This window comes from Exiguobacterium sp. KJ 601 (assembly GCF_027161185.1).
GTDB classification, from domain to species: Bacteria; Bacillota; Bacilli; order Exiguobacteriales; family Exiguobacteriaceae; genus Exiguobacterium; species Exiguobacterium profundum.
In genome coordinates, this window is sequence record NZ_JADHZG010000001.1 from 1,996,723 (window position 1) to 2,021,730 (window position 25,008).

The window sequence follows — 25,008 nt, forward strand, 5'->3', positions numbered from 1 at the left end:
CTCTAAATTTCTCCTACACTCTTTATTCTCGTGTTTGTGAACTCAAAAACATTATACAGAAATTAATTAGAATTATGCTAATGTGAAGCATTTTCATTGTGTTTTCTTTGTGTCATTTTTTTGTCGGAAATGTTCGGAAGGCAGAATTCAATTGACCTCGAATCAAATCATCCCGCTGTTTTGTCGACAATCGTCGTTCTCGTTCCTTAATATCTTGAATTCGCCATCCATCCTCTAGTTTAGTTGCCACTTCGACCAAACGTTCCACGTCATGAAAAGAATATTTACGTGAACCACCTTTTGTCCGTTCCGGAAAGACGAGACCTTTTGCTTCATAATACCGGACTTGACGCTCCGAAAGTCCCGTCAATTCAGTCACAACGCCAATCCCGATCACTTTCTTCGATTTATAGTCCATTCAGCCTCGCCTCCTTAATAAAAAAACTATGTCAGATAATCTGACAAAATGCAATCCAGCATGAATTTTTCGTTTTACACTGAAGTCAACTTTTGGAAAGCACCTAAGAAAAAGGAGGGCATGAACATGGAAGACATTCTCTATTATATGGACACGCTGTATGTACTCATCGCTGCATTGCTCGTATTGACGATGCAATTAGGTTTCGGATTACTCGAGACAGGGACGCTTCGGGCGAAGAACGCCGGTCACGTCGCGGTCAAACAAATTATCAGCCTCTCTGTGGCGGCACTCGCTTTTTGGGCGGTCGGGTTCGGTCTCTCGTTCGGTGACGGGACAACTTGGTTTGGAACAGAAGGATTCTTCTTAAGCGGATCGTTCACAAGCCTCGACTGGGCGAACGTCTCCATCGACGTCAAATTCTTATTCCAGTTATCATTCGTTGCAGTTTCTCTCGCCATCGCGTGGGGTGGATTTGCGGAACGGGCTAAGCTTTCTGCCTACGTTCTGTTCGGTATCTTCTTCGTTGCCATCCTCTATCCAATCGTCGCTCGCTCAGTATGGGCTGGTGGAATGCTCGGATCAATGGGGATGCAAGACTTCGCAGGTTCGGCGGTCGTTCACCTTCAAGGTGGGATGGCGGCTCTCATGGCAACAATCATTTTGAAACCACGTCGTAAGACGGAATCACTCGCTGGTCATAACCATGTGTTAACAGTCGTGGGTGGTCTCGTCCTCTGGCTTTGCTGGTTCGGCTTTAACGCCGGTTCGACAATGTCGGTCGCTGACGGATTCTTCGGTTACGTCGCATTGACAACAATGCTCGCCACAGCAGCTGGTGCGCTCGGTGCTCTGGCCATCGTCATGCTCCATCGGAAGACGGCAGATATCCCGACAATCGTCAACGGAGTACTCGGGGCGCTCGTCGCCATCACGGCAGCATGTGCGTTCGTCGAACCGTGGGCAGCCGTCGTCATCGGGGCACTCGCATCGGTCGCAACATATGGAACGAGCATCTTGATGGCGAAGTATGTGGATGACCCGCTCTGCGCCTTCTCCGTACACGGAGTCGCAGGAATCATCGGAACACTCGCACTCGGCTTCTTCGCATCGCCTCGACTCGTTGAGATCACAGGGATCGGTTCTGCCGGACTCTTCTACGGTGGCGGATTGACACAGCTCGGTGTACAGACACTCGGTGTGGTGATCGCGATGGTCATCGCCGGCGGTGGAAGTTACGCCTTCTTGAAACTTCTCGATGTCACAATCGGACTCCGTGTCACAGAAGAACAAGAAGATGTCGGCCTCGACATCGCAGAACATGGTGTATCGGCATACGGTGAAGTCGAAGAAACAACCGAGAAACCAGGACGCCTACCGAAGATTCTCGGTTCGAGCGTATCGGTCATGTCACCTAAAAAATAATCTACTCACGTGAGAAGGACATCCCGCACAGGATGTCCTTCTTTTTAATTCAATCGACTCAAGTAATAGCGTGTGACCATGACAGACAAGACCAATCCGACCGCCGCATCCCATGTGGCACCAAAAGCGACAGATGCAATCACTAGAGCGACGGACTGGATGACGAGCAGTCGCATCGCCCACCACGAATACCCTGCGATTCGCTCATCGCGTGTAATCGGTAGCCAGGAAACGATGGAAATCGCTTCTAACCGTTTAAATAAAGGAACGAGCTGTAACGCGGTCAAGCCTACAAAGAGTGGCGTAACCAAGCCGACGTACCATTCTCCCGACATCCACATGACAATGATCGCCACTACGGTCAAACGCAGAATTAAATCAAGTGAGTCGTTCGAACGGAGAATACGAAGTCCGTACACGTAACGTGAAGCGTCCACGCGCCGTAGGACCCGATTTTCTAGAAGCCGCGTCAACACGCGGCGCTCTCGAACCTCTTCTTTCAAGGTCGGCAAATCGACGAACCAGCTGATGACTCGTTCAAACTGAGCCCGACTCTTCTCCTCAAGCACCAACCAGTGTAAGAGCGGGATGCGCTCGTTTCGTTTCACATGTAAGAAAACGAACGGCATGAACGCGGGCACCCATGCCCACGCTGTCCAATCCATTAGAAGACAAGCGCCGCTCACGAGCGCAAACGGTAGGATTGTCCATTCACGCACGCCTTCCACTTTTGCCAAACGGCCTGCAGCTGACAACATGACCATCGTCACGACGAAAGATAACACTTCAATACTCGAATAACTCTCTGTCCGTACGAGGAGCGGAAGTAAAACGAGCAGGACGAGCAATCCACGTAGTGCAGCAAAAACAAGATTAAATAAACGCACCCCGATCATATAGAAACGAATATCTCCTAACTCTGGAAGTAAAAACACTTGATCCGCCTCCTGGACGAATGTTCGCGGGCGATGACCGAGCGGCATGATTAAAAGGACCGCCGCAGCAATCCACGTCCCGGGGAATGTCCCATCGATTCGTTCTAAGAAGCTATTGTAGACGAACGCCCCGTAAATCAAGGTGAAATAGAGCGTGAACAGCAGTCCTCCGTTTGCAACGTAGCGACTGTACTTGACGACCTCTTCCATCCAGGTCCCGAGCCTTGCTGTAAATCGATTCATGACGACCGTTCCTCCGAAGCGATTGCTTCTACATATATGTCATCAAGTGTCGCATCAGGCGACAATCGATACACGTCACGTAACTCCGCCGCTGTTCCGCTTGCGATGACGACTCCTTGATGGAGGAAGACGAATCGGTCGCAGTGCCGCTCTGCCGTCTCGAGGATATGGGTGGACATTAAAATCGCACAGTCTTGTTTATATTCATCAAACAACTGAAGCAATTGACGAATCGCTAGTGGGTCGAGACCGACAAATGGTTCATCAACAATCAAGAGCGGCGTTTTCGTCACAAGCGCACACAAGATCATCGCTTTTTGACGCATCCCTTTTGAAAAGACGGAAGGGAACCAGGCGAGTTGTTTTTCCATTCGCATCTCTTTCGCCAAACGTTTCGTGCGCGCAGCCAACTCGTCCGGATTCACATCGTACGCCTTCCCCATCAATTCAATATGTTCTTGCAACGTTAACGTTTCATATAAAATTGGTGTCTCCGGTATGTAACTTACTTTTTTACGATAGTTCTTTTCAGAGGAATTTAATGTCTCACCATCAATTTCGATTTTTCCGGAGAGGGGTGACAATAACCCCAAAATGTGTTTGATTGTCGTCGATTTTCCAGCTCCGTTTAGCCCTATCAAACCGACGAGCTCCCCTTTTTTTACTTCAAACGAAATGTCATGCAAAACTTGTTTACCGAGATATCCGCCGTTCAATCGATCGACGTGCAGCATGAAAACCACACCTTTCATTTTCATCTTTTTTTCGTGGTATATGTTTTAAATGTTGTCACATGGGAATAATCTGAACTGTAAGGCATTTTAAAATAAACATCAATACTTCCATTGTTCCACAAAATCGTTGTAAAGAACAATGGGCAAAAAGAGGAAGGAGAAATGAATGATGGGGTTTATTCTTTATTTGATTATCGGAGGTATCATCGGTTGGTTAGCAGGATTAATTTTAGGTAAGGACGTACCAGGTGGAATCATTGGTAACATCATCGCGGGGATTATCGGTGCATGGTTGGGTGGACTTATCTTTGGTAACTTCGGACCAATCGTTGCGGATATCGCGATTATCCCGGCTCTTATCGGTGCGATTATCCTAATCTTGATTGTATCGTTCGTTATGAAATCAATGCGTAAAAAATAAGATTATGTATCGGAGGGGCTTCCATTGTGGAATGTCCCTCTTTTTTCATTGGATCAGTAAATACATTGCCTCGTTTTTTTCGATAAACTGTTTCTCGGTCTCAAGACCAAAGAACGTAAAGAATGATTCGAAGAACGATTGACCGTAATCCCACTCTGTTCCGAGTGGGTGTTCCGACTTCGCTTTCGGTTCACCGAGGAGGGCAATCAAATCATCTGGTCGTTTATCGAGGTCGACCCGAATCGATTCCACTTCCTCATCTTTAAACGTGATAGCCAATCGCTCATAGTCCCATTTTCCTTCACGCTTTCCAGCCGGTTCACCAAGCGTTTCTTGAACTTGCTGACTAGACTGCCCAATTAAAGAATCGACCGTTTCGAGTGAGTGACCCGTTTGAGCCTCCACTTCAATTTCAATCAACTCAGCCCGCTTCAAATCAAATTGTCCGGCAATGGCTTCGTTCGATTCAGGCATAAGGGCATACTCAATGGATTTAGAAGATATCAATTGAATCGTTTCGGTTTCCGTGACCGTCTCTCCATTTGTCACCGCCACCGCTTTGACATCATATTGTCCCGGCATCTGTTCAAACGATAACGTATCATCGGCTTCATCAATCCGTCCTACCTGTTGTCCATCAATCCAAATATTCGTCAATGGGACATCCGAGGTCACATCAATCCGTTGTGGGAGTAGTTCAATTCGATAGTCAGAAAAGCCATACCGTCCTTCCCCCGTGTCGATCAAACGAAATAATCCGTCCGCCTCCATACCCGACGTTCGGTTGGCTCGGTCTTTCGCAACTTCTGCGATGGCCTCTCCTCGAATGGACTTTTCATCGTTCAACCACCCCATAAATCGCAGAGCCTCCGCTCGCGTTAAAGGTTCACCAAGATATTCGACTTTTTCTTCAAAAAAGGTACGGTCTTCTTCTAATAAGGCCTCTTTGAATGCGACGTGAATTTTATCTTGTTCTGCCGCCGGCTTGTATGCATATAAATAGAAAACAATGGCTCCAACTAAAATCGTGAAACTAGATATGAACAGAAAGACTTTCGGACTCCGTTCTTTTTTTCTACTTCTCGTATATGGCATTTGCTCACCTCCTTTGCGCTCACTTATCTTCTATTATAGAGGGAATCCATCTCGCTTCCTATCGTTCTTGCGCCCGAACTTCCGTGTTATGATGGAACAGAAACGACATTTAAGAATGGAGGAATGAAGATGCACACAGATCCGACCTGTATCTTTTGTAAAATCGCGAAACAAGAAATCCCATCTTATCGGGTATATGAAGACGAAGCGGTCGTCGCTTTCCTCGACCTCTCTCAAGTGACGAAAGGACATACGCTCGTCATCCCAAAACATCATGCGAAAAACGTATATGAATTGCCAGAAGACGTGGCAGCAGATGTCTTCAAACGCGTCCCAACCATCGCCAAAGCGATTCAACGTGAAACGGGTGCCATCGGAATGAACGTCTTATCGAATGCCGAAGAAGTTGCCGGACAAACGGTGTATCACTTCCATATCCATTTGATTCCGCGCTTTGGACACGAGGATGGATTCGGCGCGAAGTGGATCACGCAAAATGACGCCTTCACGTCAGAAGAACTCACTACCCTTGCATCGAACATTCATGCCCACGTATAAACAGACAGAGACCCGTCATCGACGGGTCTCTTTTATGATTGATTAATTGAGTCACGATGGCGTTTTCGTTCCTCTTCTAGTTGCGCCCGCTCGACCTGAAGCTTAATTGCCACTTCGTATAGCTGTTGACGCGTCTTGACAGATGTCGCTTGTTCAAATTCTTTTCGTAATTTCGTTAGACGGGCATCTATTTCAAGCATCCGCTTTTCTCGCATCGATTCTTCACGTGCCTGTTCCGTTTGCTTCGACGCCTCGTATCCCGCCTCTAGTGTATTCATAATGGATTCGGCCCAAGTGTCATCTCCCAGTCGTTTCGCAGCGAGATACAGGTCAAGCATGTCATCTACCCAACGCTTCGCTTTCTCCACTGAGGATCACCTTCCTTTACCTGTATTTTAAAATAAAATGATTTTTCGGTCAAAAATGAATGTTCTGAAAAATTTTATTTGCGATATAGGTTTTTAATCACTCTTTTTTGGTAAAATAATATGAAAAGAATGTAATTCTGATTATCCGAGCTTGAGGAGGGGAATGAATTGTCGAGTCGCCAACGTCGAGATTGGATTGTTTTCGGCTTTGTTTTAGCATTTTTAGGAGTCGCCACGGTAAAGAAACTGGCGCGAGGAACTGCAAATGATGCCGCTGCTCAACAACATCGAGCATCTACAATCACTACGCTAAAAGAACAATTTGGGAATGTGGCGAAACATGCATCGCAGGTTGCCGCCGCAGGAAAACTGCAAGGAAAAGAATTGACTGACCAAGTGAAAGCCGAAGTCGAACGCTATCAACAAGACATTCAGCCTTCAGTCGAGCGCATCCAAGGGAACCTTCAGGAACTCTCGAACGTACAGTCTGCTATGACTGACAAAACCGTCAATCAAACACAGTGAGTGTTTGAGGTCATCGTCCGTCGATTACATTTGACTTTTTATCCGGAAAGGATGGATCGAGATGGAACACGAAAAAGAATTCACTGGCCCTGAGGCCATGCTCTATAGCCACAAAATCATTCAATTGAGTAAGGCTTTGTGGAAAACCGTCGAAAAAGACTGGCAAAACTGGATCAAACCGTTCGACTTAAATATCAATGAACATCACATCTTATGGATTGCTCACGCTTTAGGCGGTGCATCGATTTCAGAAATCGCAAAATATGGCGTCATGCACGTCTCGACTGCTTTCAACTTCTCGAAGAAGTTAGAAGATCGTGGATTACTTACGTTTTCTAAAAAAGAGACGGACAAACGAAACACGTACGTTCAATTGACACCTGAAGGCGAGTCATTACTACTCGAAACGATTCATGCATTCGACCCAGAAGGGAACGGCGTATTCCGCGCTTCCCTCCCGCTTCAAGAACTATATGGAAAGTTCCCCGACTTAACAGATATGACGGCTATCGTACGTCGCTTATACGGGGATAACTTTATGGATATCTTTGCGGAAACGTCAAAAATGATCACAGAAGAGGCAGGCAGACGCCCTGATGAGGATGAACTCAGTCAAGAAGCCTGACCTGCCGATAAAGTGGTTCTGTGACGTCTAACTCGATTCCTTGTCGGACACATGCCTCAAGAATCGTTTTGACGTCAAGTCTCACATCTAACATACCTGCAAAATGGACGAGCAATGGTTCTATGGACGTATATCCGTAGCGCAATTGCTCGTTTTGCTGTGCCCGAATCTCCTCAAGCAATTGATAAAATGACTCGACTTCTTGTTTCGTCAAATTCGCTCGAATCACCTCATATTCGAACGGACGGTCTGTCCAATCGACAATCTCGAGTAAGATCTTCATCTGATAGGCTAAATGCTCGACCTTCTCCTCTAGTGACACTTCCCTCACCCCATCATTTCACATTCTATTTCATCATTATACGACAGGATTGTGTGCTATGATACTGTACAGACAAGAGAACAGCTGTCATGATTAGGAAAATGTGATATAGTCGGACTTAGAAACTTTAAAGAATTATTAGGGGTGGAATACATGTCAAACGGAATGACGAACGAACCAAAAAAGCAAGATAAAAAATTCTCAACTGGCGCACTCGTCGGTGCATCTGCAATCGCACTCATCATCGGTGCTGGCGGTACGTATGCGGCAACGAACGCAGGCGGCGGAGAGTCAGATAATTCAGCAGTCGTCACATACAAAGGCGGCGAAATCACACGCGGTGAAATCACGGATATGAGCTACGACCGCATGGTGCCACAACTCGCATTCCAAGAGACGATGAATGCACTTCTTGAAAAAGAATACGGTGACCAAGTCGACCAAGAAAAAGTAGATGAAGAGTTCAGCAAGACAAAAGAACAGTTCAACTCAGAAGAAGAGTTCGAACAAGCGATTCAACAAGCCGGTATGAGCGGTACGGAAGAGTTTAAAGAAGCGCTTCGCGGACAGATGCTCGTTGACGCTGCGAAATCGAAACTTGTCGATGTGACCGATGAAGAAATCGAAGCACAATTCGCAAAAGAGAACGTGGAAGTGGAAGCTAGCCACATCCTCGTTGAAACTGAAGAAGAGGCACAAGACATCATCAAAGAGTTGAATGACGGTGCAGACTTCGCTGAACTTGCGAAAGAAAAATCAACGGATACTGGTTCAGGAGAACAAGGTGGAGAACTCGGTTTCTTCTCTGCTGGTAAGATGGTACCTGAATTCGAAGAGTACGCATTCAAAGAAGATGTCGTTGGTAAAATCTCTGAACCGGTTCAATCTCAGTTCGGTTTCCATGTCATCAAAGTGACAGACCGTAAAGAGAAAGACTTGAAACTCGAAGACGAGAAAGATCGTATTCGTGAAGAATTGGCAGCTGAAAAATCAGCTTCTGTCGATGCGAACAAAATTTACGCTGAGTTGATTGAAAAATACAACGTTGACGTAAAAGATGCAAAAGCAGAACAACAATTTGACGCTGTTAAAGAAGCGATTAAAAACGCAGACGAATCTTCAGAAGAACCTGCAGCAGAATCAACTGAACAGTAATCACAAAGGGGTACTCCATTGCTGGAGTGCCCCTTTTTCGTTGATCATCTATTATAGATTCGGGCGATAGAAGGCACGGTTATCGAGTGCCATGACACGCTCCGTGAATGTCCCCGGCTCGACCCCTTCATACGCTTTCTCAAACATGTTCATGCGCGCATCAATATTATCAATGAAGAATAACATCTCCGCTTCAGGCAACTGTGGCGCATTCGCAGATCCCCATTCCGGCTTCCCGTGATGGCTTAAGACGAGATGTTGCAACAAGGTCGTCACTTCGCGGTCCGTTCCAAGTTCCCGTGACACAACTTCAAGTTCCGATGCCATAAGTGACAAATGACCGAGTAATTTTCCTTCGAGTGTGTATTCTGGCGTAATCGCATCAGACAATTCGATGACTTTCGCCAAATCATGCAAAATCACACCCGCAATCAAAAGATCACGATTCAAGGATGGATACAGTTCACACATCGTATCCGCGAGCTTCAACATCGACATCACATGAAATGCCAGTCCCGAATAGACCGCGTGATGATGTCGAACGGCAGCCGGATACGTAAAGTATGCCTCTTCATGACGATTGACGACTTCCTCGACAAGACGGCGAATCTCATCGTGTTGAAGTGACGTGATGAATCCACGAATCGTCGTCTCGAGCTCTGACTTCGGAATCGGAGCCGATCGGACGTACGGTGCGATGTCTATTTCCTGCTCGATGATTGAAATTTGTTTTAGTTTCAACTGGGTGCGCCCCCGATAGTCCATCACTTCCCCGGCCGCATGGACGATTTTTTTCGTCGCATACTTCTCGGTATCGGCACTATCCCATAATTTCGTTTCGATTTCACCACTCTCGTCGCAAAGGATTAATGTTAAATAAGGTTTCCCGTTCCCGGCAAGTCCCTTATACGATTGTTTGATCATGACATATTGGTCTAGCGTGTCGCCCACTTTGAGCTGACCGATTTTTGTCGTCAATGAAAGCACCTCTCTCTTGTTCAGTACCTTCATCTTAACGAAAGTTTGAGACAGATGCCAACATTCCTGACAATTTGGGAATACTATCAATATAGTGAATTGGAGGAATGGATGATGGAATGGGATTGGTATACACGACCGGAAGATTATATTCATGTTGATCAGCTATATGCTCAAGCCTATACGTATTGGCTTGAACAATTGACGACCTCAAATGTGACGAAGATTGTCGTCGAGAATGGATATATGTATGGTTCACTCACACTCGACTATGAACAGTTAGAACGGGAACCACAAAAAATTGGACATTACTTCATTGGACCTGATTTTTTATGGACAATCGGCTTTGATGATTTGCACCATGAGTCCGTTTTCGCCAAACAATGCGATTCTCCAATCGAGGCGTTTTATGAGTTGCTTGCCGAACGGATGAACAACTACTTTCACGGTATCGATGAGTTTGAAGAACGTTTGATGGCAGCTCAACGTGAAATGACGGGACAAGTTCCCGCTACGTTCATGAATGAGATTTTTGGTCTTCGCAGTGAGATTGAACGGTGGTCGGATACGGTCACTCCATATAAGGAGCTTGTCATGGCGGGACGAGAAGCTTTTTTAACGATCGATTTGCAGCAGTTGAAGTCGTATCAGCTTGCCGATTATCGAGTCAGTCGATTGCTGACACTCATCAATCATTATCAAGAAGACGTGATTGCGATGACAGACCTCGCCTCCACCCTGTCAAACTTCCGAGGGAACGAAATCATGAAGGCGCTAACCGTCTTCACGGCGCTGACGACTCCCGTCGTTGCATTCGGTGCGGTTTGGGGAATGAACTTTAAAAACATGCCTGAACTGGAATGGCCGCTTGGATATGGATTCGCCTGGCTCATGATTCTTCTCTTCACGCTCATCATCCAAGTGTGGCTGAAACGGAAGAATTGGATCGGGTCATTGCTACAGTTTCCGAATCAGACGACTTCAACGAAACATCGGTCAAAACAAAAATCTCAAAAAACGAACAAAAGTTCGGTATAATGAAAGAAAAGTGATTCACACAAGAAAGGTGATGTTATGGAACGACTCATCATTCATGTGGACATGGACGCATTTTATGCCTCTGTCGAACAGCGTGACCGTCCTAACTTACGAGGAAAGCCCGTCATCGTCGGAGGTCCTCCCCACAGCCGCGGGGTCGTCGCGACATGTTCCTATGAGGCGAGGAAATACGGCGTACACAGCGCGATGTCATCACGTCGCGCTTTTGCCTTGTGTCCCCATGCGACGTTTGTCAAACCACGGTTTCAGGCCTATCGACAAGTCAGCGCACAAGTGATGGAGATTTTTAAGTCGGTCACACCGCTCGTCGAACCACTCTCGCTCGATGAGGCTTACCTCGATGTGACGGAGAATTCGTTATTGAGTACATCCGGACCCTTTATCGCCCGGTATATATTAGGCGAGATTAAGCGTCGCACCGGCCTCACCGCATCTGCCGGAGTCGCACCGTCAAAGTTTGTCGCGAAAATCGCTTCAGGATTTGAGAAACCAAATGGACTCACGGTCGTTCCGCTCGATGAAGTGGCAACCTTTCTGGCTCCCCTCTCCATCGAAGCCATGCATGGCGTCGGAAAAGTGACCGCCCAAACGCTTTATAAAAGTGGTTATCATACGATCGGTGACCTTCAACAAACTCGTCCTGAGCAACTGAAAGCCATCTTTGGACACGATCGTGGGCAACAACTGTATGAACTGGCACATGGACGCGATACGCGTCCTGTCGTGGCCACGCGGGAGCGTAAGTCGATTGGATCAGAAACGACGTTCGCATTTGATATCGATGACCCGGAAGAAGTGTTCGAACGGGTCATTCCGGAGATGGAGGACGTATTGCGTCAGCTCGATCGCCGCGACTTGAGCTGTCAAACGGTCACCATCAAAATAAAGACGAGCGAGTTTCAGGCTCGGAGTCATCAAATCAAATTAAACCACCCGACGCATGACCACGATGAGATTAGACGACTTGCCAGACGTCTTTTCGACGAGATGAACGTCACCGAGCCCGTCCGTTTGATCGGACTGACCGTATCCGATTTGATCCCCCGAACTGAATCGACACGACAGCTGACATTCGACGAACTGACAAAACCTTCTCTTGAAGAATGAATGACCATTCATTAAAATGAAGAAAAGGGGGTCGTGTGAATGGAAACATACACGGTGACAGGATTTGAAAATGATGGCACGCTCGTATTGAATGAAATGTTCGAAGCGAGCGACGATCAGTCGGCCAAACAACAAGGGCTCGGCATGCTTCGTGCTGCTGGACATGAGCATAAAGGGGCGCGTATCGTACGACGGGGACAACTCATCTACTTCGAGCGTTGCAAATTACCGGGGAAACTGAAAGGGACGGCATCTTAACAAAAGTAGACCAGGACAATGATTGTCTTGGTCTACTTTTCATTCACCATATTTTTTATTCCACGCATCCTGCCATTCTTGAAGATCGGGGTGAATATCCTCAAGCGATTCTCCGCTCAAACTATATCCGTTCCCTGAACCTGATCCGTCTGTCACGGGGAATGATGTCCCGCCGATGACCTTTCCATCCACAATCATTACCGAGACAGCAGTCTGTCCTGCAGGAGATTGCTCACCAATCGGGTGATCTTTCACCGTAAAGTTTTCGTAGTAGATGGACTTACCGACGTATTCATCCGGTGATACCGGTTGTAGTCCCCAAACGTTCCGTTCACGATCCTCTGCCAGTTCCTCTAAGGTCAAGGTACTCGTATGCTCGCCTTCATAAGAGACAATCGGGTACTGTTGTTCCTCGAGATACGCTTCGGCCACCTGCCCGTTCTCCGTCATCTCCGGTTCTGATTCAGTTTCCATCTCTTTCCCACACGCAACAAGAAACAGGCAGAAGAATACAATCATCCATTTTTTCATCATCGTCCCCCCTTTCATCTGCTGATTCCTCTATTTTCGATACTTGTCCCAAAAAATCCTATTCAAAATGGGAAGAGGAAGAGAATCATCAGAATTCCTATAATTCCCGTGATGAGTTGCAACGGCACACCGACTTTGATAAAATCCATGAACCGATAGTTGCCGATACTAAAGACCATCGCATTTGTCGGAGATCCGAACGGGGTCATAAAAGCGAGTGATGCCGAGATGGCGACCGCAACGACGAATGGAACCGGACTGACAGTCATCGATTCGGCGAGTGCAATCGCAAGGGGGACGAACAAAATAGCGGTTGCTGTATTCGAGATGATTTGACTAAGAATCATGGTGGAGACGAATAAGACGACGAGTACCCAAGTGGGACCAAAGTCGGCAAACGTCCTTTCAATCCATGCAACGACCCATCCCATGATTCCCGCCTTTTCAAGCGCCGTTCCTACCGGGATCATGGCCGCAATCAAGACGAGCGAGGACCATTGAATGGATTGATAGGCGACGTCCATCTGTCGGACAGCTCCACTCAACACCATCGCTAGCGCAGCCATCCATACGGCAACGGTCGGGTCGACCCATTCGAACATGAACAGGAGCAACAACGTGAGCATGATGATGCCTGCTGCGAGCTGATGACGCCCGGATACGACTCGATTGGCCACCTCGGCCACCCGTTCATTTGATAACAGGTCATGTGTCTCTCGTTCCATCCGCTCTAAATCATCCCATGTCCCTTGTACCATCAACATGTCCCCTTGTTTCAGTGGGGTGTCTTTCAATCGCACGTGTGCAATCTCTTCTTGTGGTCGGATGACTTTTAAGACATTGACATGAAACTGATTACGTAACTGACTCTCACTGATCCGCTTCCCGATTAGTCGACTCCCCCCTGGGACCGTGAACAGGAGAACCCCTCCGGTTTGATCATCTACACGGGTGGCCTCAATCGGTTCAAATGGAATCTGTTCTTTTTCGGAAAAGTTCCGAACGTGCCGTTCCTCGCCGCTGACAAGTAATTCCCCCGGACGTAGTACGGTGTCCGCATGAGCCGTCTCATGATGGTGTCGTCCATGAACTCGTTCCTTCAAGACTATAACCCCTTCATGAGACCATGGAAGGTCACGTAACTGTTTCCCAATTAACGGATGACTCTTTGCAATCGACATCACATAGACGTTTGGACGCAATGGCTCACTCACCTCCGTTTTCGACCACTGTTTCGCCCCACCTTGATCGAGTAAGCGGTTCCCGATTAGCCGGAAATAAATCAGTCCGATCACCATCACGACCAGACCAATTGGAAACAATGAAAAGAATCCGAGCGGTTCATCTACGAGGCCACGGAGCGCTTCTGCCGCAACAAGATTGGGAGGAGTCCCAATCAGTGTCATCGTTCCACCGATGCTAGAAAAAAAGGCGAGTGGCATGAGATAAGAATCCGTAGACTGTTGGATTTTTCGTGCCATTACCATCACAACGGGAATGAGCAAGGCGACGGTACCCGTATTGGACATGACACTCGACAAGAGCGTCACCGTCAACATAAACAGATAGAATAAACGCGTCGCATTCCCTCCCGCGTATGGAACAAGCAAAGAAGCCAACCGTTCCGCCAGACCAGAATGAAACAATCCCGCTCCGACCACGAACAGTCCAGCAATCATCAAGACGACCGGATTGGAGAAACCAGCCATCGCCTCACCTGGGGTCAATTGTTGTGTGAGCACGAGGCAAACGAGTCCAATCAATGCCACTAAGTCCGCCCGTAACCATCCTGCTATGAAAAAGAAAATCATCCCTAAAAGGATTATCACCGTGATCATGCTGATTCACCCTTTCGCTATTGTCACAATTTCATTATAACCCACTTTATGTAAGCGCTTACTTAAAGCGTGTGACAATCTCATCAACAAAAAAACGGATGGCTCTAAAGCCATCCGCACATCATTTGTTATTGAACTTCGTTTTCGTTCACCATCGGGGCATAAAGCTCCTCAAGTGGTTTCATGATGATTTTCGTCACTTCTGTGACGAGTTGGTGCATGCGTTGCTCTTCTTGCATGAGCTCCATGATCAATTCGTTCTGTTGAACGTTCATCATTTTCGTTTGCGCATCCATCATTTCCTGCTCAGAGATTTCCTCTCCTTGCATCTGCTTTTGTTGAAGCGTCATTTGGATGTTACGGAAGTCAGCGAACAACTGGTTCGCTTCCGCATCCGCATTGACACGATCGTATAAAGAAGAGAGTGTTGTGAACTCTTCAGAATCGCGAAGTGCTTTCTCCAATTGGTAAGCTTGGTCGTACAAGTTTGTTTGTGACATGTAACGTCCTCCTAAATGCTATTAGGGTTAGCCATCACAAGATGGCAATCAACCCTTGAATCAACCCAATCATACCACCTAACAGCGCACCAAGCCATGTTATTGCCCGGAACTCTCGTTTCGAGATCGATAAGACGATCTCTTCGAGGTACGACGTGTCGAGTGATTGGACCTGCTCTTGCACAATCTTATCAATCTTCAATCGGTCCATGATCGTCTCCATTTGGTTCGTGAAGCGCTCAATGACAAGCGTGACACCTTGTGGAACGAGTTCGTCGACAATGCGGGATTCGACGGACTGTGTATACGACGATATCGGACGATCCAATAATTGTCCGATTGGCAAACGAGATACGACTTGGTCTGTGATGCCATCGATGAGTCGTGCTTCTAGTCGATCATCGATCAGTGTATCGACCGTCTTCTCACTGAATCGCTCAAATTCACGCGTAATCATCGTCGTCATTCCGTCACGGGTCGATTGACCACGTAAGATGTTGACGATTTCTGGTCGAACCATCTCGACAAAGTTCATGTTTTGAATGAACCCTGCGATAAATCCGAGACGACGCTGGACGAACGAGTCAACCATGTGACGAAGTTGCGCCTCACCTTCAGGAGAATAGAAATATTCCTCTGATTTGACGAGAAGCGCCTCCACGATTTCAGGAATGACCACTCGTACACGGTCCATCCCTTCTTCTCCAAGTAACTCAAACAGCTTTCGTTCTTTCACTTCAGCCATGACGTTCGATAGCTCGTCACGTAATTTGTCATCTGCTAGCGTGAGGAATCGTGCCTCTGCGTTCGGATAGAGGGGTTCCAATAGCTCGCGAACCGTCTTATCCGAGCGTAACATCGTCTGAACCTCTTGTTGCGCAAAGTGCGTAATATGCGTCGTCACTTGGTCATCTAGCAATCGCTTCCGCATACCCTCTGGTGTCAATAAGTGTTTGACGACCGTCTTCCCTAGACTAGATGCCAGTTCATCTCGACGTTTCGGAATGAGTCCTGGTGTAAAAGGAATCCGGAATGAACCGATGTATTTCGGTTCATGTGGTCGGAACAACATCTTGATGGCGAGAAAGTTGGTCACGCCCCCGATGGTCGCCCCAATCAATATCATGAGTAAAATCTTTAATAACCCGTCCAAACTGCAAGCCTCCGATCTGAAATATGATACATTGTTGTTGAGGTGATAGTATTGAATACGTTTGATCGTATTAAATCGATTTTTCCGACTGCTGTCCATCGGTCGGAAGATGCATCTGGTGACCTTGATTGGTTCGAGACGCAAGATGGTACCCTATTCGGACTCCCCGCGTTCGAATTGAGCGAACGCGAACAAAAGCTGTTGGCGATGTGGGCGACGCCAATCCTTCAATCAGACCCCCATCAACGAAAATGGCAAGCAACACTTCAAGATGAGACGTTTCGTTTTGAGCAACCGTTTCGGCTCATCTCTCTTTCTCTCCAAGAAGCAGAAGAAGAATCGTTCGAATCCTTCGTCAATATCGTCCGTGACTTTATGCCGCATGCCGAGGTCATCTTGATGTCGACACGACATATCGAGCTAATTGAGCAAAGCCCATTCGTCGATCTTCAGGAGTTTGAGGACGTATTGCGCGCCATTGCGAGTGACTGTTTCATCGAGGCATATGCTGTCTATAGTGAACGTCCACAAGGTTCGCTTGCCCATGTGTATCGTCAACATCAATTGCTCATGCCATACGCACGTATGTCTACTAAAACTTACCCTGCTAGTCAATTATTATACCATTATTTACTACAACAGGACTCAAAAGAGCGGATGCACCTCACTGCGCCGCTGATGCAAATGCTCGATTTGTCGACGATCGAACTATTAGAGGCGTTGTTTCGTCACTCGTTAAATGTCTCCCATACCGCCAAAGCACTGTTCATGCATCGAAACACGCTAAATTATCGGCTCGATCGCCTGTTTGAGACGACCGGTTACGATGCTCGAACGTTCTATGACGCTAGCCTCCTTCAACTCATGGTCATGTTGCACAAATCCGATTAACGGTTTTTGTGCAACTTGTCCATATTCAATGCAAACGGTTTCATCATATAATCATTCTTGTAAGCGCTATTATATACACATAGATTCTTTAGGAGGCTAACGACATGGCAGAAATTCGTTTAGAACACATTGATAAAATTTACGATGGTGGCGTAAAGGCCGTCAGCGATTTCAACTTGCATATCAAAGACCGTGAGTTCATCGTCTTTGTCGGACCGTCTGGTTGCGGAAAATCGACGACACTTCGTATGATCGCAGGACTTGAAGAGATTTCAAACGGTGACTTTCTCATTGACGGGAAACGAATGAACGATGTCGCTCCTAAAGATCGTGATATCGCCATGGTCTTCCAAAACTACGCACTTTATCCGCACATGAGCGTCTACGACAACATGGCGTTCGGGTTGAAGCTCCGTAAGTTCCCAAAAGACGAGATTGATCGTCGCGTAAAAGACGCTGCCCGCATTCTCGGTTTGGAAGAATACCTCGAGCGTAAACCAAAAGCGCTCTCAGGTGGACAACGTCAGCGTGTTGCCATCGGTCGTGCGATCGTCCGTGACGCAAAAGTCTTCTTGATGGATGAGCCACTCTCAAACTTGGATGCGAAACTCCGTGTACAAATGCGTAAAGAGATCATTCAACTCCACAACCGCTTGGACACAACGACGATTTACGTTACCCATGACCAAACGGAAGCGATGACACTCGCTACACGGATCGTCATCTTGAAAGACGGAATCATTCAACAAGTCGGTTCGCCGAAAGAAGTATATGATCATCCAGACAACATCTTCGTCGCCGGCTTCATCGGTTCACCATCGATGAACTTCTTCCGCGGTACACTCGCAGAAGGCAAATTCATCACGAACGGTGAAGAAGTCAACGTACCAGAAGGGAAAATGAAGACGCTTCGTGATCGTGGCTATGTCGGAAAAGAGCTCGTCCTCGGAATTCGTCCGGAATCAATCCACGATGAGCCAATCTACATCGACTCACCAACGACACACACGTTCAAAGCGCACATCGATGTCGCTGAGCTCATGGGGTCTGAGTCTTACCTCTACGCTGAACTCGGTGGACAACAGTTCACAGCACGCGTTGACGGTCGCTCGAACATCCACATGGGTGACGATGTCGAACTCGCACTCGATATGACAAAAGCACACTTCTTCGACGGAGAAACTGAAGCAGTCATCCGTTAAAGCATACAAAAAACCTCGATTCGTCTGAATCGAGGTTTTTTCTTATCGAATTGCGTAGCGCTGTTCGAGTTTGTGTTGACCGGCTTGGATCAAGGTCGATAAAATCCAGTAAATCGACGCTGAGAACAAGAGCAACGGCATGACCAAATACGTCGTGGCCGCAATCTGGTCAGACACGTACGTCAACTCCTGAACCGCGATGACCGTCCCGAGGGATGTCGACTTGATGATGTCGATGACCGAGTTCGAGACAGGTGGGATGGCACGTGAGAGTGCCTGTGGGAAAATGATGTCTTTGAAACGTTTCATTTTCGGAATGCCGAGTGCGACACTTGCCTCCACTTGTCCTTTGTCGACCGAGTTGATGGCTGCTCGGAACGCTTCTGAGATATAGGCTGCAAAGTGGAAGCCTAATCCAAAGATGAGCGACTGCATCCCACTGAGTTGAACGAACCCGGTGAGCCCGACATATAAAATCAACAATTGAAGTAAGAGCGGTGTTCCACGGAAGAACGAAATGTACGTCCGTGTGAACAACCGTACGATTTTAATCGGACTACTATGAAGTAAAGCGATGATCAGACCGAGCGCCAAGGCGAGAAGAATCGACAGGGCACTGGCGATCAACGTGAGCTGGATGGCTTCAAGATAGGCCGAGCGGTTCTCTATGACGGTCGTGATCAGTTCATTCATTGACTGATATCCTCACCGAAGTACTTCTCACCGATTTCTTTCATCGTGCCGTCTTCTTTCATCTCTGTGAGCGCGTCGTTCAACTTGTCAAGCACGTCGCTATCTTGACGTGTCATGAATCCAGCTTCACTTGTGTTGAAGATATCACCGACTGCTTTGACGTCATAACCTGTTTTTTCAAGTTCCGTCAAGATGAAGAGACGGTCGTTGAGGGCAGCGTCCAAACGACCCACTTCGAGGTCTTGAAGGACTTGGTTCGCCCCTTTGTAGAATTTCACTTCAGCGCCAGCTTCTTCAGCCATTTGTGCATAAGCAGAACCTTGTGTCGATCCGACTACTTTTCCGTCAAGATCGTCGATCCCTTGGATGTCATTGTTGTCTGAACCAACGATGACTTGAGCTCCTGACACCGCGTACGGGTCAGAGAATGCATAGTTCTCTTTACGTTCCTTTGTGATGCTCATTTGGTTAGCAATCATGTCGATGCGTTCAGCGTCGAGTGCCGGGACAAGTCCTTTGAAGTCCATTGCTTCGTATTCCACTTTATAACCGGCACGTTCTGCCGCTTCGTTCAAGACGTCGATGTCATATCCAGTCAATTCACCTTTTTCTTTGTACGTGAATGGTGGGTATGTCGCTTCTGTTCCGACCGTGATGACCGCTTCGTCCGCTCCGCTGTCTGTTTCGTTACCGCATGCTGCGAGAAGCCCGACTGAAGCTCCGATTGCGAGTACGCTCGTTAATGTCTTTTTCATAATAATTCCGCCTTTCCTATAATCCTTATATGATTACACGGTTTTAAACAATATCCTCATCATACTGGCGCGATGTCTTCATGTCAAACAAAAAACATCACCCTATTTCTAGAGTGATGTTCCTTATCAATCAATCGCTTTCGCTTGGTTCATAACATCCGCTTCAATCGCTTCACGTTTTGCTGTCGTCTTCTCGGCACGATCCGCATGCACACTGAAATAAAACTTGATTTTCGGCTCGGTTCCAGATGGACGAAGACAGAACCACGAACCGTCCGCAAAGACGAATTTCAAGACGTTTGATGATGGCAATTCAATCGTTTCCGATTTACCGGACTGTAAATCGGTCGCCACTTGTTTCTTATAGTCTTCAAAACGAACGACCTCATATCCACCGACTTCTTTTGGAGGATTGGCACGAAACGCCTCCATCATACGTCCGATTTGCTCGAGACCAGCTTTTCCTTTTAACGTCATCGACTGCAAGGACTCTTCGTAGAATCCATACTTCTCGTAAATCGACTGTAACGCATCATAAAGCGTCCGACCGTGCTGTTTATGATAAGCTGCCATCTCGGCTGCGAGTAAACAAGCCTGAACGGCATCTTTATCACGGCAGAAGTCTCCAATCAAATAGCCGTAGCTTTCTTCATACCCAAAGAGGAATTCATATTCGCCTGATTCTTCATATTGTTTGATCTTCTCACCGATGAACTTGAATCCAGTCAACGTATTTTCGAGATGTACGCCGTACGCTTTTGCAATCGCGGCACCGAGTTCAGATGTGACAATCGTCTTGGCGACAAATCCATTCGAAGGCAACGTACCTGTCTCACTCTTTTGTGAGAGGATGTATTCCATCAGGAGCGCACCTGTCTGGTTCCCAGTCAAGACGAACCATTCCCCGTCACGCCCGCGCACGGTTAAGCCGACACGGTCCGCATCCGGGTCCGTCGCCATGAGCAAATCAGCCTCGACCCGGTCCCCGTATTCCATTGCTAATTTAAATGCAGCCTTTTCTTCCGGGTTCGGATAACTGACCGTCGGGAACGCACCGTCTGGCTCTGCCTGCTCTTCTACGATGGTCACGTGCTCAAATCCATACGCCTTCAGCCCTTCCATGACCGGACGGCGTCCCGTCCCGTGGAGTGGCGAATAGACAATCCGGAGGGGGCTGTCCTGTATGTCACGGTGGATTCGAATCGACTGAAGTGCCTCCATATAGGCTTCATCGACTGATGAGTCGACGGTGAGGAGTAGCCCCGTCTGTCGGAGCGCTGCTTCATCTTCAATCTCAATTTTCAGCTCGTCTTCAATCGCATTGACATACGTCACGAGTTCATCCGCTTCCGCCGGTGGCAGCTGTCCCCCGTCTGCCCCATATACCTTGAACCCATTATATTCCGGCGGGTTGTGGCTCGCCGTGATCACGATGCCACCGAACGCATTTAAATGACGAACGGCAAACGACAGTTCAGGTGTGGCACGTAAACTTGGGAACAAATACGTCTTGATTCCGTTTGATGCCAATGTCCGCGCCGCTTCTAATGCAAACTCAGGCGAAAAATGACGTGAGTCATGGGCGATGACGACGCCGTGACGTTTCGCCTCTTCCCCTGATGCTGAGATAAAATCAGCAAATCCTTGTGACGCTTTTCGAATCGTATAGACGTTCATCCGGTTCGCACCTGGTCCGATTTCTCCACGCATCCCGCCTGTTCCAAACTCGAGCGTCTTATAAAATGCATCTTCTAATGTGGTTTCATTTTTTGCGAGTTCTTCAAGTTCCGCACGTAAATGCGGCTCGAGCCCTTCGAATTGATTCCAACGGTCATACGTTTGTTGCCATGTCATGATTCATTCCCCTTTCACCCTCAAAAAATTCAATCGAAGTACTCGCCAATTGCTTCCATCTTGTATACGATGAGAGTAACGAAACCTCGAGGTGATATTAATGTTTCCAACAATGCGTGCCCAAGAATTAAAACAAATCGTGCATACGAACTCGATTCGTTTCATCGATTGCCGATATTCGCTAAACGACGCGTCCTATGGTAAATATGTCTACCGAAAGGGACATCTTCCGAACGCTGTCTTTCTCGATTTGATGGAAGACTTGTCCGGTCCGCTCGGCGAACACGGCGGACGGCATCCGCTCCCTTCGAAAGAAGCATGGACGACAACACTTCGTCGCATCGGCTTGAAAAAAGAAGATTTGGTCATCATTTACGATGACGGCTTCCCATTCGCAGCCCGTGCATGGTGGCTCTTCAAATGGGCCGGTCACGAACGGGTCGTTGTGTTAGAAGGCGGTATCCAATCTGGCATCACTTATTGCGGTGAGACCACTACGGACGTTCCACACTATCCGACAAGCGACTATACGCCAGACTTCCAAGACCATATGATTGCGACACTCGATGAAGTGAAAGCTGCTGCGAGCGGCTCACTCTATGATTCACGAACCGAAGATCGCTTCAACGGGTCACATGAACCAATCGACTCAAAAGCAGGTCATATTCCGAACGCATTGCTCTGCTCCTATGCCGAGGCCATCACAGAACTCGGGACGTTAGAAGACTTCCACGACTTAAAAGAACTGTATAAAGATGTTCTTCCCGTTGAGAACCCCATCTTTTACTGTGGTAGCGGTGTGACCGCCTGCGTCAATATTTTGGCGCTTCACGCTCTCGGAAAAGATGATGTCCGACTCTATCCGGGATCCTATTCCGATTGGATCAGCTATCCAGAAAACGAGGTCCACCCCTAAGGGTGGATCCTTTTTATTTTACGCTCGTCGGTTTGATATTCCAGACCGCGTTTGCGTATTCCGTGATGGTACGGTCACTCGAGAAGATTCCTGACTTCGCCGTATTGACGATTGAGCTTTCAGCCCAACGTGATTGGTCACTGAACACCTCATCGACTCGTCGCTGTGCCCGCATATACGAGACAAAGTCTTTCAAGACGAGGAAGTCATCGTTATAGACGAGGAGAGAATCGAAGATGGATTGGAATTGATATTCGCCCACTTTATCGAACGTTCCGTTGACAAGACCATCGACCACATCTTTGATTTCCTTATGTGCGTGATACATCTCTGCCGCATGATAGCCTCCGAACTTCTTATAGTTCATGACTTCTTGCGGAGATAATCCAAAGATAAAGATGTGATCATCACCGACGGCGTCACGAATTTCGATATTGGCCCCGTCTAACGTTCCAATCGTCAAGGCTCCGTTCATCATGAATTTCATGTTTCCGGTACCGGATGCTTCATAGCTCGCAGTCGAGATTTGTTCGCTCAAGTCAGACCCTGGGAAAATCCGTTCGGCCATGGAGACACGATAGTTTTCAAGGAAGATGACTTTAATGAATTGACTCGCCCGCTTGTCCTTATTGATGAGCGTGGCAAGGGCATTGATATAGCGAATGATCTCTTTCGCATAGTAGTATCCCGGTGCCGCCTTGGCGCCAAAGATAAACGTGCGAGGCACCATCGTAAACGTCGGGTCCGCTTGAATCTTCAAGTAAAGCGCATGGATGTGAAGGGCATTCAGCAATTGTCGCTTATAGGCGTGCAAGCGTTTGACTTGTACGTCAAAGATGGAATGAGGGTCTACTGTCTCTCCCGTTTCTTCTTGAATGTATGCCGCTAAGTCCAATTTGTTTTGTTGCTTCACGTCCATGACTTTTTCTTGGAAGCTCCGGTCTTTCGAAACATCCATCAACTTTTCCAAGTCGTTCGGATGTTCAATCCATGACGGGCCGATTGCTTCCGTAATAGCGTCGGATAATCCCGGGTTCGACTTCAAGAGCCAGCGACGGTGTGTGATCCCGTTCGTCTTGTTGTTGAAGCGAAGCGGGAACATCTCATATAAGTAACGCATCTCGCGCTGTTTTAAAATATCCGTATGAATTTGCGCTACGCCGTTCGTTGAATGAGAACCGACGACAGCGAGATTGGCCATATTGATCTGTTCGTTTGACACAATTGCAATCTCTCCCATATGGGATTCGAGGTGCGGATAGTTGACGAGTACGTCTCGACAGAAACGTCGATTGATTTCTTCGATGATTTGATACACGCGCGGCAGGAGGCGTTGGTACATCTCGACCGGCCATTTCTCAAGCGCTTCTGCGAGTAGCGTATGGTTCGTGAACGACATGACGCTCTTCGTAATCCGCCACGCCTCGTCCCAACCGTATCCATGCTCATCCATCAAGATGCGCATCAATTCAGGGATTGCGACGACCGGATGCGTATCATTGATATGAATCGCGTAATGGTCGCCTAACTGCTTAAGTGATTTATTTCGCTTCAAATAGGAAACAAGCATCGATTGAATGCCTGCAGATACAAAAAAGTATTGTTGTTTCAAACGTAATACTTTTCCTTCATACGTCGTATCATCTGGATACAAGAATTCCGAAATTGTAGCAATCGACTGTTTATGTTTCAACAAGTCTTTATACGTCCCTTTCGTCTTCTCTAAATACGCCTCGTCGTCAAGTGGTGATTCGGCGTTCCAAAGACGTAACGTATTCACGACATCATTCTTATAACCGATAATCGGCATATCATACGGAACGGCAAGAACAACCTCGTCTGGATGATGGACGACACGCAATCGATCTCCGATTTGTTTCATCTCAATCCAGCCACCGAAATTAATCTCGATCGCTTTATCCTGACGTCTCGTTTCCCACATGTTCCCGTCACGGAGCCAGTTATCCGGCAACTCGACTTGATAGCCGTCTACAATTTTCTGTTTGAAGAGTCCATAACGATAGCGGATCCCGTTTCCATGCCCAGGTAAACTGAGTGCAGCCAACGAATCGAGGAAGCAGGCGGCCAGGCGCCCGAGCCCTCCATTCCCAAGACCCGGCTCTGGTTCCAACTCGGTAATGTCTGTGAAGTCGTATCCGAGATCTTGCAGTCCGTCTCTAACGAGCTCCAATACGTCTAAACTGAGCAAGTTGTTGTATAAGAAGCGACCTAATAAAAATTCTAGCGAGAAATAGATGACTTGCTTACTGTGTTTTTCTTCTTGACGGTCGCGCGTGTGAATCCATTTGGGCATGGCCTGCTCGCGTACCATCGTTGCCAATGTTTGATACACTTCCTGCTCTGTCCCATCCTCGATCGACTTCCCGTTCAATGCAATGAACCGTTCTTTAAATGCGTCGACAAAGCTTTGTTTATCTGTGAACATAAA

General features: G+C 47.5%; 27 protein-coding genes. 12 read left to right on the top strand and 15 right to left on the bottom strand.

Annotation, left to right across the window (positions count from 1 at the left end; all coding sequences use genetic code 11):
* Window positions 1–112: 112 nt before the first annotated feature.
* Window positions 113–418 carry a MerR family transcriptional regulator gene (locus IRJ25_RS10175; protein ID WP_031421197.1) on the bottom strand — a complete coding sequence of 102 codons (306 nt, stop codon included), beginning with the start codon at window positions 416–418 and terminating at the stop codon, window positions 113–115.
* Between the two features lie 120 nt (window positions 419–538).
* On the opposite strand from IRJ25_RS10175, the gene IRJ25_RS10180 reads away from it, so the two are divergent.
* Window positions 539–1,843: an ammonium transporter gene (locus tag IRJ25_RS10180; protein ID WP_264092255.1), complete on the top strand. Its 1,305-nt coding sequence runs from the start codon at window positions 539–541 to the stop codon at window positions 1,841–1,843.
* A 44-nt stretch (window positions 1,844–1,887) separates the two neighbouring features.
* Here the strand turns inward: IRJ25_RS10180 and IRJ25_RS10185 are convergent, their stop codons facing one another.
* Entirely contained in the window at window positions 1,888–3,021 is a 1,134-nt protein-coding gene (locus IRJ25_RS10185) for an ABC transporter permease (RefSeq protein ID WP_269318224.1), read from the bottom strand.
* On the bottom strand, window positions 3,018–3,755 hold the full coding sequence (locus IRJ25_RS10190) for an ABC transporter ATP-binding protein (RefSeq protein WP_082132022.1): 738 nt from the start codon (window positions 3,753–3,755) through the stop codon (window positions 3,018–3,020). The genes IRJ25_RS10185 and IRJ25_RS10190 overlap by 4 nt, the downstream gene beginning before the upstream one ends.
* Before the next feature lie 169 nt (window positions 3,756–3,924).
* On the opposite strand from IRJ25_RS10190, the gene IRJ25_RS10195 reads away from it, so the two are divergent.
* On the top strand, window positions 3,925–4,176 hold the full coding sequence (locus tag IRJ25_RS10195) for a GlsB/YeaQ/YmgE family stress response membrane protein (protein ID WP_047795606.1): 252 nt from the start codon (window positions 3,925–3,927) through the stop codon (window positions 4,174–4,176).
* Between the two features lie 45 nt (window positions 4,177–4,221).
* On the opposite strand, the gene IRJ25_RS10200 is transcribed toward IRJ25_RS10195, so the two are convergent.
* Window positions 4,222–5,271 (bottom strand): hypothetical protein, encoded by a 1,050-nt coding sequence (locus tag IRJ25_RS10200; protein WP_269318225.1) that lies wholly within the window; start codon window positions 5,269–5,271, stop codon window positions 4,222–4,224.
* A gap of 129 nt (window positions 5,272–5,400) precedes the next feature.
* Here IRJ25_RS10200 and IRJ25_RS10205 point away from each other — a divergent pair, with 129 nt between their 5' ends.
* A complete protein-coding gene (locus IRJ25_RS10205) occupies window positions 5,401–5,829 on the top strand; it encodes an HIT family protein (RefSeq protein ID WP_015880936.1) in 429 nt (142 codons plus the stop codon).
* 32 nt (window positions 5,830–5,861) lie between these two features.
* On the opposite strand, the gene IRJ25_RS10210 is transcribed toward IRJ25_RS10205, so the two are convergent.
* Window positions 5,862–6,197 carry a hypothetical protein gene (locus tag IRJ25_RS10210; RefSeq protein WP_074037675.1) on the bottom strand — a complete coding sequence of 112 codons (336 nt, stop codon included), beginning with the start codon at window positions 6,195–6,197 and terminating at the stop codon, window positions 5,862–5,864.
* Between the two features lie 168 nt (window positions 6,198–6,365).
* On the opposite strand from IRJ25_RS10210, the gene IRJ25_RS10215 reads away from it, so the two are divergent.
* Both IRJ25_RS10215 and IRJ25_RS10220 read left to right on the top strand, forming a co-directional pair.
* Window positions 6,366–6,722 (top strand): hypothetical protein, encoded by a 357-nt coding sequence (locus tag IRJ25_RS10215; protein ID WP_031421186.1) that lies wholly within the window; start codon window positions 6,366–6,368, stop codon window positions 6,720–6,722.
* Between the two features lie 61 nt (window positions 6,723–6,783).
* Window positions 6,784–7,347: an HTH-type transcriptional regulator Hpr gene (locus IRJ25_RS10220; RefSeq protein WP_015880933.1), complete on the top strand. Its 564-nt coding sequence runs from the start codon at window positions 6,784–6,786 to the stop codon at window positions 7,345–7,347.
* On the opposite strand, the gene IRJ25_RS10225 is transcribed toward IRJ25_RS10220, so the two are convergent.
* Window positions 7,331–7,669 carry a DUF1878 family protein gene (locus IRJ25_RS10225; protein ID WP_235189241.1) on the bottom strand — a complete coding sequence of 113 codons (339 nt, stop codon included), beginning with the start codon at window positions 7,667–7,669 and terminating at the stop codon, window positions 7,331–7,333. The genes IRJ25_RS10220 and IRJ25_RS10225 overlap by 17 nt on opposite strands.
* 153 nt (window positions 7,670–7,822) lie before the next feature.
* On the opposite strand from IRJ25_RS10225, the gene IRJ25_RS10230 reads away from it, so the two are divergent.
* Entirely contained in the window at window positions 7,823–8,824 is a 1,002-nt protein-coding gene (locus IRJ25_RS10230) for a peptidylprolyl isomerase (RefSeq protein ID WP_214782186.1), read from the top strand.
* A gap of 51 nt (window positions 8,825–8,875) precedes the next feature.
* Here the strand turns inward: IRJ25_RS10230 and IRJ25_RS10235 are convergent, their stop codons facing one another.
* Complete coding sequence (locus IRJ25_RS10235) at window positions 8,876–9,835, bottom strand: HD domain-containing protein (RefSeq protein WP_074037677.1); 960 nt, start codon at window positions 9,833–9,835, stop codon at window positions 8,876–8,878.
* Between the two features lie 81 nt (window positions 9,836–9,916).
* On the opposite strand from IRJ25_RS10235, the gene IRJ25_RS10240 reads away from it, so the two are divergent.
* The 3 genes from IRJ25_RS10240 to IRJ25_RS10250 are packed head-to-tail and all read left to right on the top strand — an operon-like array spanning window position 9,917 to window position 12,226.
* Window positions 9,917–10,840: a magnesium transporter CorA family protein gene (locus IRJ25_RS10240; RefSeq protein WP_159563610.1), complete on the top strand. Its 924-nt coding sequence runs from the start codon at window positions 9,917–9,919 to the stop codon at window positions 10,838–10,840.
* Between the two features lie 36 nt (window positions 10,841–10,876).
* Window positions 10,877–11,968, top strand: coding sequence for a DNA polymerase IV (gene dinB, locus IRJ25_RS10245; protein WP_214685812.1), 1,092 nt, complete (start codon window positions 10,877–10,879; stop codon window positions 11,966–11,968).
* A 39-nt stretch (window positions 11,969–12,007) separates the two neighbouring features.
* Complete coding sequence (locus IRJ25_RS10250; protein WP_269318226.1) at window positions 12,008–12,226, top strand: YhzD family protein; 219 nt, start codon at window positions 12,008–12,010, stop codon at window positions 12,224–12,226.
* A gap of 39 nt (window positions 12,227–12,265) precedes the next feature.
* Here the strand turns inward: IRJ25_RS10250 and IRJ25_RS10255 are convergent, their stop codons facing one another.
* From IRJ25_RS10255 to IRJ25_RS10270, 4 genes are all read right to left on the bottom strand, one after another.
* Entirely contained in the window at window positions 12,266–12,757 is a 492-nt protein-coding gene (locus IRJ25_RS10255) for a hypothetical protein (protein WP_214782170.1), read from the bottom strand.
* A gap of 62 nt (window positions 12,758–12,819) precedes the next feature.
* Window positions 12,820–14,595 (bottom strand): SLC13 family permease, encoded by a 1,776-nt coding sequence (locus IRJ25_RS10260; protein ID WP_269318227.1) that lies wholly within the window; start codon window positions 14,593–14,595, stop codon window positions 12,820–12,822.
* 128 nt (window positions 14,596–14,723) lie between these two features.
* On the bottom strand, window positions 14,724–15,095 hold the full coding sequence (locus IRJ25_RS10265) for a YlbF family regulator (protein ID WP_015880924.1): 372 nt from the start codon (window positions 15,093–15,095) through the stop codon (window positions 14,724–14,726).
* Between the two features lie 34 nt (window positions 15,096–15,129).
* Complete coding sequence (locus IRJ25_RS10270; RefSeq protein WP_214783336.1) at window positions 15,130–16,221, bottom strand: DUF445 domain-containing protein; 1,092 nt, start codon at window positions 16,219–16,221, stop codon at window positions 15,130–15,132.
* Window positions 16,222–16,290: 69 nt separating this feature from the next.
* On the opposite strand from IRJ25_RS10270, the gene IRJ25_RS10275 reads away from it, so the two are divergent.
* Together IRJ25_RS10275 and IRJ25_RS10280 are read left to right on the top strand one after the other, a co-directional pair.
* Window positions 16,291–17,139 carry a PucR family transcriptional regulator gene (locus IRJ25_RS10275; RefSeq protein WP_240499789.1) on the top strand — a complete coding sequence of 283 codons (849 nt, stop codon included), beginning with the start codon at window positions 16,291–16,293 and terminating at the stop codon, window positions 17,137–17,139.
* A 104-nt stretch (window positions 17,140–17,243) separates the two neighbouring features.
* Window positions 17,244–18,341 carry an ABC transporter ATP-binding protein gene (locus tag IRJ25_RS10280; RefSeq protein WP_078146408.1) on the top strand — a complete coding sequence of 366 codons (1,098 nt, stop codon included), beginning with the start codon at window positions 17,244–17,246 and terminating at the stop codon, window positions 18,339–18,341.
* A 42-nt stretch (window positions 18,342–18,383) separates the two neighbouring features.
* Here IRJ25_RS10280 and IRJ25_RS10285 read toward each other — a convergent pair whose 3' ends face one another.
* The 3 genes from IRJ25_RS10285 to IRJ25_RS10295 form a co-directional block, all read right to left on the bottom strand.
* A complete protein-coding gene (locus IRJ25_RS10285; RefSeq protein WP_159563603.1) occupies window positions 18,384–19,034 on the bottom strand; it encodes an amino acid ABC transporter permease in 651 nt (216 codons plus the stop codon).
* A complete protein-coding gene (locus tag IRJ25_RS10290) occupies window positions 19,031–19,789 on the bottom strand; it encodes a transporter substrate-binding domain-containing protein (protein WP_078146406.1) in 759 nt (252 codons plus the stop codon). Before IRJ25_RS10290 ends, IRJ25_RS10285 begins: the two co-directional genes overlap by 4 nt.
* Window positions 19,790–19,915: 126 nt before the next feature.
* On the bottom strand, window positions 19,916–21,643 hold the full coding sequence (locus IRJ25_RS10295; protein WP_214782161.1) for a phospho-sugar mutase: 1,728 nt from the start codon (window positions 21,641–21,643) through the stop codon (window positions 19,916–19,918).
* 100 nt (window positions 21,644–21,743) lie between these two features.
* Between IRJ25_RS10295 and IRJ25_RS10300 the strand changes: the two genes are divergently transcribed.
* The gene (locus IRJ25_RS10300) at window positions 21,744–22,559 is read left to right on the top strand and encodes a sulfurtransferase (RefSeq protein WP_214782159.1); all 816 of its coding nucleotides are present in this window, start codon (window positions 21,744–21,746) and stop codon (window positions 22,557–22,559) included.
* 13 nt (window positions 22,560–22,572) lie between these two features.
* Here the strand turns inward: IRJ25_RS10300 and IRJ25_RS10305 are convergent, their stop codons facing one another.
* Window positions 22,573–25,005 (bottom strand): glycogen/starch/alpha-glucan phosphorylase, encoded by a 2,433-nt coding sequence (locus tag IRJ25_RS10305; RefSeq protein WP_269318228.1) that lies wholly within the window; start codon window positions 25,003–25,005, stop codon window positions 22,573–22,575.
* Window positions 25,006–25,008 lie beyond the last annotated feature (3 nt).

Bases quoted from the DNA above. Each gene is read 5' to 3' on its own strand.
- IRJ25_RS10175 (WP_031421197.1), bottom strand. From the start codon at position 418: ATGGACTATAAATCGAAGAAAGTGATCGGGATTGGCGTTGTGACTGAA.
- IRJ25_RS10180 (WP_264092255.1), top strand. From the start codon at position 539: ATGAACATGGAAGACATTCTCTATTATATGGACACGCTGTATGTACTC.
- IRJ25_RS10185 (WP_269318224.1), bottom strand. From the start codon at position 3,021: ATGAATCGATTTACAGCAAGGCTCGGGACCTGGATGGAAGAGGTCGTC.
- IRJ25_RS10190 (WP_082132022.1), bottom strand. From the start codon at position 3,755: ATGCTGCACGTCGATCGATTGAACGGCGGATATCTCGGTAAACAAGTT.
- IRJ25_RS10195 (WP_047795606.1), top strand. From the start codon at position 3,925: ATGGGGTTTATTCTTTATTTGATTATCGGAGGTATCATCGGTTGGTTA.
- IRJ25_RS10200 (WP_269318225.1), bottom strand. From the start codon at position 5,271: ATGCCATATACGAGAAGTAGAAAAAAAGAACGGAGTCCGAAAGTCTTT.
- IRJ25_RS10205 (WP_015880936.1), top strand. From the start codon at position 5,401: ATGCACACAGATCCGACCTGTATCTTTTGTAAAATCGCGAAACAAGAA.
- IRJ25_RS10220 (WP_015880933.1), top strand. From the start codon at position 6,784: ATGGAACACGAAAAAGAATTCACTGGCCCTGAGGCCATGCTCTATAGC.
- IRJ25_RS10230 (WP_214782186.1), top strand. From the start codon at position 7,823: ATGTCAAACGGAATGACGAACGAACCAAAAAAGCAAGATAAAAAATTC.
- IRJ25_RS10235 (WP_074037677.1), bottom strand. From the start codon at position 9,835: ATGAAGGTACTGAACAAGAGAGAGGTGCTTTCATTGACGACAAAAATC.
- IRJ25_RS10240 (WP_159563610.1), top strand. From the start codon at position 9,917: ATGGAATGGGATTGGTATACACGACCGGAAGATTATATTCATGTTGAT.
- dinB (WP_214685812.1), top strand. From the start codon at position 10,877: ATGGAACGACTCATCATTCATGTGGACATGGACGCATTTTATGCCTCT.
- IRJ25_RS10250 (WP_269318226.1), top strand. From the start codon at position 12,008: ATGGAAACATACACGGTGACAGGATTTGAAAATGATGGCACGCTCGTA.
- IRJ25_RS10255 (WP_214782170.1), bottom strand. From the start codon at position 12,757: ATGAAAAAATGGATGATTGTATTCTTCTGCCTGTTTCTTGTTGCGTGT.
- IRJ25_RS10260 (WP_269318227.1), bottom strand. From the start codon at position 14,595: ATGATCACGGTGATAATCCTTTTAGGGATGATTTTCTTTTTCATAGCA.
- IRJ25_RS10265 (WP_015880924.1), bottom strand. From the start codon at position 15,095: ATGTCACAAACAAACTTGTACGACCAAGCTTACCAATTGGAGAAAGCA.
- IRJ25_RS10270 (WP_214783336.1), bottom strand. From the start codon at position 16,221: ATGATATTGATTGGGGCGACCATCGGGGGCGTGACCAACTTTCTCGCC.
- IRJ25_RS10280 (WP_078146408.1), top strand. From the start codon at position 17,244: ATGGCAGAAATTCGTTTAGAACACATTGATAAAATTTACGATGGTGGC.
- IRJ25_RS10285 (WP_159563603.1), bottom strand. From the start codon at position 19,034: ATGAATGAACTGATCACGACCGTCATAGAGAACCGCTCGGCCTATCTT.
- IRJ25_RS10290 (WP_078146406.1), bottom strand. From the start codon at position 19,789: ATGAAAAAGACATTAACGAGCGTACTCGCAATCGGAGCTTCAGTCGGG.
- IRJ25_RS10295 (WP_214782161.1), bottom strand. From the start codon at position 21,643: ATGACATGGCAACAAACGTATGACCGTTGGAATCAATTCGAAGGGCTC.
- IRJ25_RS10300 (WP_214782159.1), top strand. From the start codon at position 21,744: ATGTTTCCAACAATGCGTGCCCAAGAATTAAAACAAATCGTGCATACG.
- IRJ25_RS10305 (WP_269318228.1), bottom strand. From the start codon at position 25,005: ATGTTCACAGATAAACAAAGCTTTGTCGACGCATTTAAAGAACGGTTC.